General features: G+C 44.7%; 7 protein-coding genes. 4 read left to right on the top strand and 3 right to left on the bottom strand.

All coding sequences use genetic code 11. The annotated features are described in order from the left end of the window. The 3 genes from VIP81_RS29740 to VIP81_RS29730 all read left to right on the top strand — a co-directional run. The coding region (locus tag VIP81_RS29740; protein WP_331970384.1) for a DedA family protein at window positions 1–431 on the top strand (431 nt) is incomplete at its 5' end. 321 nt (window positions 432–752) lie between these two features. Next, complete coding sequence (locus VIP81_RS29735; RefSeq protein ID WP_331970380.1) at window positions 753–1,193, top strand: hypothetical protein; 441 nt, start codon at window positions 753–755, stop codon at window positions 1,191–1,193. Window positions 1,194–1,245: 52 nt separating this feature from the next. Beyond that, window positions 1,246–2,733 (top strand): glycoside hydrolase family 32 protein, encoded by a 1,488-nt coding sequence (locus tag VIP81_RS29730; RefSeq protein WP_331970377.1) that lies wholly within the window; start codon window positions 1,246–1,248, stop codon window positions 2,731–2,733. Window positions 2,734–2,913: 180 nt separating this feature from the next. Here the strand turns inward: VIP81_RS29730 and VIP81_RS29725 are convergent, their stop codons facing one another. Further along, window positions 2,914–3,891 carry a family 43 glycosylhydrolase gene (locus tag VIP81_RS29725; protein WP_331970374.1) on the bottom strand — a complete coding sequence of 326 codons (978 nt, stop codon included), beginning with the start codon at window positions 3,889–3,891 and terminating at the stop codon, window positions 2,914–2,916. Between the two features lie 149 nt (window positions 3,892–4,040). Here VIP81_RS29725 and VIP81_RS29720 point away from each other — a divergent pair, with 149 nt between their 5' ends. After that, a complete protein-coding gene (locus tag VIP81_RS29720; protein WP_331970371.1) occupies window positions 4,041–4,844 on the top strand; it encodes a carbon-nitrogen hydrolase family protein in 804 nt (267 codons plus the stop codon). Window positions 4,845–4,924: 80 nt separating this feature from the next. On the opposite strand, the gene VIP81_RS29715 is transcribed toward VIP81_RS29720, so the two are convergent. Then, window positions 4,925–7,657 carry a T9SS type A sorting domain-containing protein gene (locus tag VIP81_RS29715; protein ID WP_331970368.1) on the bottom strand — a complete coding sequence of 911 codons (2,733 nt, stop codon included), beginning with the start codon at window positions 7,655–7,657 and terminating at the stop codon, window positions 4,925–4,927. 245 nt (window positions 7,658–7,902) lie between these two features. Further along, entirely contained in the window at window positions 7,903–9,003 is a 1,101-nt protein-coding gene (locus VIP81_RS29710) for a hypothetical protein (protein WP_331970365.1), read from the bottom strand. Window positions 9,004–9,264: the final 261 nt, after the last annotated feature.

Below are 9,264 nucleotides of genomic sequence, written 5' to 3'. Positions count from 1 at the left end.
TGCTGACGGCGGTAGCAGCTATTGCCGGGAATTTAACAGGGTATTGGTTTGGGAGGAAAACGGGCCATTTATTATCTAACCGGAAAGATTCCCGCTTTTTTCGCCGGCAATACCTGGTGTCAGCGGAACAATTTTATAACAAGCATGGTGCAGTAGCTTTATCGGCTGGCGTATTTCTGCCACTCATCCGCACCTTTGCACCCATTGTATCGGGCATGATCAAACTGGATATCCGCCGCTTCCTTTTGTTTGTAACAATAGGCTCTGTAGGATATACCTTTAGCTTTATACTGGCCGGCTACCTCATTGGCACGATGCCCTTTTTGCAACCTTACCTGAAGTACTTCATTACTTTTATCGTAGTAACAGTAACGGTGCCGGTGGTGATACGTATTGTCCGCGAATTTCGCAAGGGTACGCAAGCGCAATAGTTAGCCGGTTATTCGCTTCGCAAACTATTAATAGGATTCGCTAACGCTGCTTTTATCGCCTGAAAGCTGACTGTACTTAAGGTAATCAGCAAGGTAATAACAGCCGTAAGCACAAATATCCACACCGATATATCGATGCGGTAATCATAACGTTGCAGCCATTGGTGCATGAACCACCAGGCTGCGGGCATGGCAATGCCAAAAGACCGTGTTCGGTTACGAAAAAGCGGCAACTAATCATGTAAGTCGCAACACCCGCGCACATTTGCAGCTGAAATGAATATCTTGCGGAGGATATCTTACCAATACCTATCGTAATACATGGACACAAATATCGCCAGACAAACAGGTGGCAAAAAGGCATTGAAAGCCCAGATTTTCACGATCCTTTTGTTGGAGTTTTTTTATATGCTGGCAAGCACCTCCGGTGATTTCGCCAACAACATTATCTTTTTTATAGATGCTCAGATGAACAAAGATGTACTTGGTTTTTTTATACTGTTGTTAGGAGGCACTTATTTTTTAGGGAGAAGGGCAGGAGTAGAGATGCTGATCCGTTCGCGCCATGATGTGATAACGGGAATAAAATATGCGTTGATCAGCAGCGTGGTGATGCTGGGGTATTTGTTTATCGATTATTGCATACACAACGGACCTGCAGGCGTGTGGAAAGTGATATCAGTACCGATGGTATACATCACTGCAGCGATAGTAGTGGCATGGCTTTGGACCACCAGGGAATTATCGAAAAAGAAGGCGTAACATAGTAAGGATGTAAATAGGAAGTATTATATTTAGCCACACTATTTTTACTATGAAGCGATCATTATTTGCCATATTCACCGCCGTTTTATTACCATTTACTTTACGTGCGCAAGACCAGCCTACGCCGCAATGGCGGCCGGTGTATCATTTCACGGCTCCGCAAAACTGGCTCAACGATCCCAATGGTTTAATTTATCTCAACGGCGTATATCATCTGTATTATCAGCACAACCCCGTTGAAAATAAATGGGGACATATGAGCTGGGGCCATGCTGTCAGCAAAGATTTGCTGCACTGGCAACACCTGCCTGTAGCCATTCCGGAAATAGAAACAAAAGATACCACCACCTGGATATTTTCAGGATCGGCAGTATGGGATCAGCATAACAGCAGCGGTTTTGGCAAAAAAGGCAGAGGCCCTATTGTGGCTATTTATACCGCCGATCAGCCCAAACAAAATAAAGAGTCGCAGTTTATTGCCTATAGCAATGATGGCGGTCTTACTTATACCAACTACGCCCATAACCCGGTAGTGGATATTCAGAAAAAAGATTTCCGCGACCCTTCCGTGATCTGGCTGGAAGAACAACACAAATGGCTGATGACCGTAGCTGTGCCAGCAGAGCATAAAGTACAGTTTTATCATTCTACCAACCTGAAAGACTGGGAGCTGATCAGTGAATTCGGCAATCAGGGCGACACCCGCAAAATATGGGAATGCCCGTCTTTAACCCCCTTGTACGTAGATGGTGATCCTGCCAGAAAAAAATGGTTGCTCATGATATCTTCCGGAAATCAGGATGCCGCCACCGGCATGCAATATTTTATCGGCGACTTTGATGGGAAAACATTCACCAATACCGATACAACGCAGCTGTTTGTGGATGCTGGCAAAACATTTTATGCCGCTATTCCGTATAATCACCTGCCAGATAATCGCCACACGATGATCGGATGGTTGATGCCATTTGAAACCGCTACGGCACCATGGCGCGGACAAATGTCCATTCCCCGTGACCTGTCTCTCAAAACTACGGCGACGGGTATACGCTTATTTCAACAACCGTCCTCCGTACTCAACACTTACCTGGAAAAATTGCCCCCTGCTAAAAAGTGGCAACAATCCGCCATTTCATTGGATAGCAAAGATTTCCCGATCAGTAACGAACAACAGTTTAATACCAACACCAACTGGATAGATGCTACCTTCACACCTGGTACCGCTACTGATTTTGGACTGAAAATAGCGCAACAAAAAGATGGCAGCAGTGTGGTGATTGGCTACAACGTAGCACGCAATGAACTCTATATCCATGCAGGAAAAGACAAACAGCAGCTAAAGGCGGCTCCTGTAAATAATCAAATCAGATTACAGGTGCTGTTCGATAAATCTTCTGTAGAAGTATTTGTGAACAACGGTGAAAAAGTAATCACCACCCTGGTATTCCCCGATAAAGAAGCTACCGGGTGTGCTGCCTTTGCCGAAAAGGGCAATGTACAGTTGAATAACCTGAATGTGTGGGATCTTGGTAAATAATAACGATAATGGATAAACGAAAATGATCAATAGCAGATGGTCCGTAAAGGTGAATAGTGTATTTCACAAAAAATACACGGAACAAAAACCGGTATGTCCGGTCGCACACGATCGATCATCACTCGAATAAAAAAGTTTTCCGGCGGATCTCATCTGCCGGAAAACTCTTATCCTCTATATTTATTTTTTCTCAACTCCGGTAGTCGGAATCACTTTCTTAATAGTGCCATCTTTGTTATAGTATAACTTATCCACACAGATCGATCTCAGCCAGTCTTCATGTGATAAAGCGCTGGTGTGATAAAATGCCCACCACTGCCCTTTATATTCCACAATAGACCCGTGATTGGTATAGCTATCGGTAGGGTCCATATAAATGCCCTGTGAGGTCCACGGTCCTAAAGGACTTTTACTGGTGGCGTAGCGCATCTGGTTATGCTTGCCATCTTTGTCGTGGTTATCTGAGTAAGAAAGATAATACATCCCTTTTCTTTTGTGTACCCAGCTGGCCTCGTGGAAATCTTCCAGTCCTTCCATTTTCTCCATAGGGCCTGCTATCTCGCTCATATTATCTTTTAACTTACCGCCTTTGCAGGTGCCACCGCCACCATAGTAGAGATATGCCTGTCCGTCGTCGTCTACAAATACTGTCGGATCAATCATGGACTCAAGTCCTTCTATATACCCCTGTACTTTGAAATCACTGGCCGGTTGCTTACTGGTCGCTACCCCTATTTTCCAGGTCGAATTCCATTGGTCACCGGAACCGGTAGGATGTGGGAAATAAAAATAATAAGTACCATTTTTATATGCGCAATCAGGCGCCCACATAAAACCACCTTCTTTCCGGCCCCAGGGTACCTGGCTGGCCCGCAAAATTTCCCCATGATCTTCCCAGTGTACCATATCGTCTGTAGAAAACACGTGGTACTGGTCCATCAAATCGCAACCTCTTGGCGGCGCAATGTCATGCGAAGCATACACATATAAACGGCCGTCTTTCCATACATGTGCCGATGGATCAGCGGTGTACATGTCTGTGATGAATGGATTTTTTTGTGCCAGGACAGTCGTGGATACTGCCCCGCAGAAGGCCAATGTCAGGAGCGACAGCTGGTATGCCTTTACCGTGGAATTAAATACCTGAGCAAACGTCATCGTTAGTTATTATTATGTTGATAATGAACTATAAAGGCTAAAATTAAGATCAGGGCCTTAACAGAAGACCTAATTTTGCGCAAACAACCGTGATTAAGGGTAGAAAAATGTATTTTAGCCACTCCTTAGCTAACTAGAATTTTTATTTTATGATGAAAATAGCCTTAGCCTCTCCTCCGTTTCCCGCATCCATCAATGACGGTTTATTCTGGATGGAAAAATTAATAAAGGAAGCAGTCAAAAAAGATGCGGACATCATTTGTTTCCCCGAATCCTATATTCCTGGCTATCCGGGCATGGGGGCGGGGCCGGAGGAACGTACCCCCGATAAATTGCAATCAGCATTGGAAGATGCCTGCCAAATGGCGGCTAACAATAGGATCGCTATTATTCTGCCAATGGATTGGCCCGCCGCCAACGGATTGTTGAATGTGGCCTTCGTCATATCAGAGAAAGGAGAAGTATTGGGATATCAGACAAAAAATCAATTGGACCCAACAGAGGACCATATATGGGTGGCCGGTACCCAACGCCATCTTTTTGAAGTGAAAGGGGTAAAAATAGGTATCACCATTTGTCATGAAGGATTCCGTTACCCGGAGTCAGTACGGTGGGCAGCCCGGAACGACGCGAAAATTGTATTTCATCCCCATTTTGTTGGTAGCAATACCGATGGGGTAGCACTAACCGAATGGGGACATAAAGAACATCCTTATTATGAAAAAGCCATGATGATGAGAGCCATGGAAAACACCATTTATTTTGCCAGCTCAAATTATGCCTCCCGTTATCCAGAAGCTGCCAGCTCCCTCATAGCGCCCGATGGTACCTGTATTATTCATGGCGTTTACGGAACCCCTGGTGTTGTAGTCGCCGATATTGATCCGGCCCTGGCAACGGGTTTACTGGCGAAAAGATTTAAGCCGGAGCTTTATTTTCCTTCGCTACGGTAATATTGCCGGCACTCCCCGGACGAAGAAAGCCGCATCTATCTTGCGATGATGCGGCTTGTGTTTATTTTAACGAAAGGGTTTTAATCCTTAACAAACTTATAAGTATGACTGCTCCCTCCTGAACGCACTTTCAGGAAATATGCACCCGGTGTTAGTTCTGCAATATCAATAGATGTGCCTATGGCCGTTTTCAGTCGCTGACCATTGTTATTATACACTTCAAGATTTGCATTGTTAGTTAACCCATTAATATAGAGTCTGGTGCCGGCCGGATTCGGATACAATGAAATACCTTTTTTCGGCTTACTTTGATCCTGAGCTGCTGCCATCACGCTGCTGCGTGCATTATTCAGGCCGGATGATGGGGCGCCAAACAATTGGATCTCTCCCAGTTGTAATACGGTACCGGAATTATTGGAGAAGTTAAACCTATAGAAGGTATACCCCACGTTATTAGTGATGTTGAAAACTCTCGTTTGAAAACGATAAGGAAAATCTTCACCGGAATGGCTGTCAATCGTACTCCAGTTAATACCATCAGCCGATCCTTCCAATGTCCAGTTCAATGGATCCCGCTCCGGCGCATCATTTCCAGAGGTGATGGCATAACTTTTTACGACATAGCTGGCCGGCGCCTGATATTTTATCCAGGCCGACGCATTAAAGGTCAGATACTTGGTGTTGATATTGTTATCGATCAGATTAGTGTATTCTTCACCTGCCGGAGATCCCGTTTGATATTGCGCGGTTAACGTTCCTCCAAGATCGGTAATATCTGTACCCAGACTATTGCTGGTATCAACATTTGGAAGCCCGTTTTTTTCACGCATCAGTTGAAAAAGATGATCTGGCCGCACCACAATATGGTTGGTGTCCAGCGAATTCATGACGTTCTTAAAATTAGTAGGCTTCACATCCTGCCAGGGTTGCGCCTGTATAATAATAAACCGCGGCGAAGCCCCGTTCCATCCTGCGGAAGCCGCATTAATGGCGTCTTTCATGGCTTGTTCCCCTGTACAATAATTGCAGGAAAGTGGCATCCCCGGCAGCTTTTGATTGTATATACTTAGTGCGCCACCGGTATTCTGAGCGGTTAAACCCAATAAGGAAGGCGCATAGGTGGCAAAACTTTCTCCCACATTTTGGTTGATGCCACCCGTAATGGTGTTCCAGATGGTAAGCACTCTAAATCCGGCTCTCTTGTTATAATCTTCGGTTTTAATAACAAATTGGTTGAGTGTATTCTGATTTGGAAAATTATTAGGATAGGCGTAACCGTAGCCGGAAGGTCCTGAAATCAGATTGTCATTATTCGTGGAAGTTTGCTGATAGAAGTTTAATGCTCCCGGCATGGCATCCAGCATCGCAGGCGATAGCGTCCATCCCATAGGCACGGAGCCGCGGTCGGGATTATTCCAAAGCTTGCGCATCAGGTGTTCCACATATTGTAAGTTGTCGCCGTCACTGATGATAAAGGCTACATAAATTTTATTTTTTAAGACGGGTTTAGGCGGTATGGGCTTCACCATCACCGTTCTGGGCATACCGCTATGAACCGTTAAGTTGGTAGCATAATCGCTGGCAACAGTGGCGATCCCATAACTGGAAGCTCTGGTGATACCGGCGCCTTCTTCCGGCCACCAGCCCATAAACGTAGATCCTGCCGGCATAGAAGATAAAAAGCTGTTCAGTAATTCACTTTCACCTGCTACTGCCGGATCTAACCAGATGACGGCTGCACCTAATGCAGTGGCATATTCCCGCAACGACCCCTGATGGATTTCCGGACTTAATCCAATTAATAAGCGATGATCCAGCGAAGGCCAATAAGTATTATACAATGTCTGGTATACCTGCAGCTTACTGGTAAACTGTCCGCGCAAGTCAAGCAATATTGGCAGGTTATAAGGCGCCGCCGTTAACCGCGATACCAACGAGGGCGAAGCAATGAGCGCTTTTTTATCTTTCGCCAGCATGGTTGCCAGGTTCACCGTGGCTGTTTGCGCCGGATCGTAAACAATCAAACCAGATAGCTCACTACGGTATTTAGTAATCAGTTCCCAGCGGTCGGTATGCTCTGTCCAGGTTAAACCTAAAGACTGCATCCAGGCATACGGCCCTTCTGCAAAGGCATCGCCTTCATAAGAAAAGATCCTTGGCTGTGTTCTGTTTACAATGCCTTTCAACGAAGAAAACAGGTAGGTTTCTGCAGTGGCATTGTCTTGCTGCACACCCACCCAGTCTACTTTTATATAAGCACCTCCTCTCCAAAATACACGTAGCTCAATAGCATGATGATCTGCCGGCATAGTGAAGGGCAATTTAAAACTGGTGTAGTTGGCTGCTACCGTAAATTGCTGCCGGGTAATAGTCTGAGCGGCCAGGGTAGTACCGGTCGTGGCATCTCTTACGTCAATATCGACCAGAGGATCATTGTTAGCAGTGTTATTATCTGTCTTCATCCTGAATTCAGCAATATTAAATCCTGCCGTAACGCTGGTGTCATAAGGTCCGTAGATCATATGTTCATTGGCCGCGTCGATGCCAACCTGACAAAGCCAGCCATCTGTTTCCAAACGGCCGGTATGATGACTAAGCGCAGCGCCTTCGCCTTCCCAGCGCCAGGACCTTTGTTGAGGCAGAGAGGTGCCATTGCTGTAAAATAAATCCAGGTTGCTGGCGGTCGCCGGAAACGAAGGGAGCAGCTGCCCGGCAGGCCAGGTTATTTGAGCCGTAGCAGATATCGCCAACAATAGTAATAATGGAAAAAGCAATGCAGTACGGGTTGAAAAAGAAAGGTTTGTACGGGTCATAGTGATTAGAATTGGGTTCGTGGAATAAGACGAAATATAAAGGGTTTGATTTATTCGCGGTCTGTCAGATTTTGGTTTATCAATGTCTCTCCGGCATAGGCTAATTCCGGCCGGCTTGGCTGCATAAAATAGAATAATTAAATGATAATTTTTGAATTTTTATGACTAACGGTTATCCGTAAACGGCAGTAGGACAGGTAGCCGTATAATGCTGCCTGTCCTACTGATTTATTAATATGAGATGCTTACTTTATGCCAGCATACCTGAGCTTCCAGGTAATACCCTCGTAAGGGTTAGCAGGAATACTTTTAGTATCTCCTGCATTGGGGCCGTTTTTATAATTGAGAAACAATATGCCTGCTGGTAATGGTGGATTATAAACAGGAACCTGCAGTTGATTGGCCATATACATGGTGTAGAGATTATAGGTACCTTTCCTGAAACCAAATTTAAAAGGTGAACTATTATAGCAGGCCATGGGCATATGGCCACCAAATTCCTGCGTTAACTCCGCACTGATCGTCTCTACCGCTGTTAAGCTGGAAGGTATTTTTTTAGTATCGGTAAGAATATATCTTTCTTCACTACGCATTTCAAGAAACTGCCCGATCATGCCGGAATAAGAATATACCAGATCGGTTTCATGTTCACCACCGGTATGATTCCAGTGTAGCAATGCATGAAGCAGTTCATGTACCACCAGGTCATATATAAAACCTCTTGAAAAAGAATGCTCCGGTTCCGTGCTATAAAGATTATTCAAACTGTTGCTATCATACATCCAATAATCATCGTAATCATCCAGCGCTTCGAGATTAGGACCCAAAGGAATCGTGAGCCTGGCATCAAAAGCGGCATCGGTGGGTAATTTAAAGTCCAGTCTCTTTCCTGCAGCTAAGTCTTCTGCGGTAAATTTATCTCTCGCCGGTGTGAAGACAGGACTGCCTACTGTACCTGTATAATTTCCAGATCGTTGTTCCAGTTGAACAGTAAATACTTTGCTTTTTAAAGCATTGGTATTTAATCCCCGCATGATTAATAAAGTGCCAACGGCACTGGGCAGCGTATCAGGACCATCAGGATTCGTGTTGTCATAAAAAAAAGTCCTGTCTGCAAACATAGCCCTGGTAGCCAAAGCAACAGGCTTGGTATATACCATGTAGTTCAGTGTTTTCAATGCTCCTTCGAAAAGCACCCTTAACTGGTTTTCCTGTTTGGCCGTCAGCATAAACCCTACCGGTTTAAATACAAAAGTGAAATCATAGGCTGCATTTTGAGTAAACCAGGCTTTGTCGTCTGCCGTCATCTGGCGTGGATCATTGGGCATAAATCTGGCCGTCGTCATAAAGTCATCAAAGTACTTTGCTGGGGTGACCGGCCTGGATAATGCATCCGATTTGTTTTTTCTGCAGGACGTTAATATGGATAATATCCCCGTAATAATTATTAATAAAAAGATGATTGGTTTCTTCACAGGAAAATGATTTAAAGGAAGCGAAGTTGGAATATTTTCAACTAATATTTAAAAATATTTTTTACGATACTATTAGCCATAGTAAAGGATTGGCTTCCGCAAAGAAATGAAGTGTGGAAAAATTAAATTGAG

It is taken from the genome of Chitinophaga sp. (assembly GCF_036566945.1).
GTDB lineage: Bacteria > Bacteroidota > Bacteroidia > Chitinophagales > Chitinophagaceae > Chitinophaga.
The sequence above is the reverse complement of the archived record's forward strand: the minus strand, read 5'-3'. Positions and strand labels throughout refer to the sequence as shown.

What these genes read in the sequence shown, in the direction of transcription:
- VIP81_RS29735 (WP_331970380.1), top strand. Translation starts at nt 753, where the DNA reads ATGGACACAAATATCGCCAGACAAACAGGTGGCAAAAAGGCATTGAAA.
- VIP81_RS29725 (WP_331970374.1), bottom strand. Translation starts at nt 3,891, where the DNA reads ATGACGTTTGCTCAGGTATTTAATTCCACGGTAAAGGCATACCAGCTG.
- VIP81_RS29720 (WP_331970371.1), top strand. Translation starts at nt 4,041, where the DNA reads ATGATGAAAATAGCCTTAGCCTCTCCTCCGTTTCCCGCATCCATCAAT.
- VIP81_RS29730 (WP_331970377.1), top strand. Translation starts at nt 1,246, where the DNA reads ATGAAGCGATCATTATTTGCCATATTCACCGCCGTTTTATTACCATTT.
- VIP81_RS29710 (WP_331970365.1), bottom strand. Translation starts at nt 9,003, where the DNA reads ATGACGACGGCCAGATTTATGCCCAATGATCCACGCCAGATGACGGCA.
- VIP81_RS29715 (WP_331970368.1), bottom strand. Translation starts at nt 7,657, where the DNA reads ATGACCCGTACAAACCTTTCTTTTTCAACCCGTACTGCATTGCTTTTT.